1 protein-coding gene is annotated in these 444 nt (G+C 68.5%); it reads left to right on the forward strand.

Going from position 1 to position 444, the window contains the following annotated elements:
• Positions 1-70: 70 nt before the first annotated feature.
• Positions 71-325 carry a hypothetical protein gene (locus AC5LUJ_RS03565; RefSeq protein ID WP_250285656.1) on the forward strand — a complete coding sequence of 85 codons (255 nt, stop codon included), beginning with the start codon at positions 71-73 and terminating at the stop codon, positions 323-325.
• Positions 326-444 lie beyond the last annotated feature (119 nt).

Genomic DNA, 444 nt, shown 5'->3' on the forward strand with positions numbered 1-444 from the left:
GCGAGGTGGACGGTCGGGCCGCGGCGGGCGCTGCCGGTGGGTAGCGTGGCGGAGGTCGTGGACTCGGGGGGTGGTGGCGATCGACCGACCATGGCTGCGGGTACCGATCGGGCCCGAGGCAGCTTCGTGGTCGACGGTCACGGCGTCCCGCACGGTGCTCGTGGTGGCCCACACCGTCACCTCGACGAACCGCCTGCTCGACGTCCTTCCCGCGCTCACGGCCGACACCAGGGTCCAGGTGGTGTTCACGACGACCGGCACCTCACCCTTCAACGATGGCGTCGTCGACCTGCTGGCCGGTATCGGCGCGCGGACAGTACCGTGAGAGCAGGCGGTGGCGACCCGTTTCGACCTGGCCCTCGCGGCAAGTCACGGCGGCGACCTGCACAAACTGTCGGCTCCGTTGATTGTCATGCCCCACGGCGCCGGATATAATAAATATTT

This window comes from Protofrankia sp. CiP1_Cm_nod3 (genome assembly GCF_982290655.1).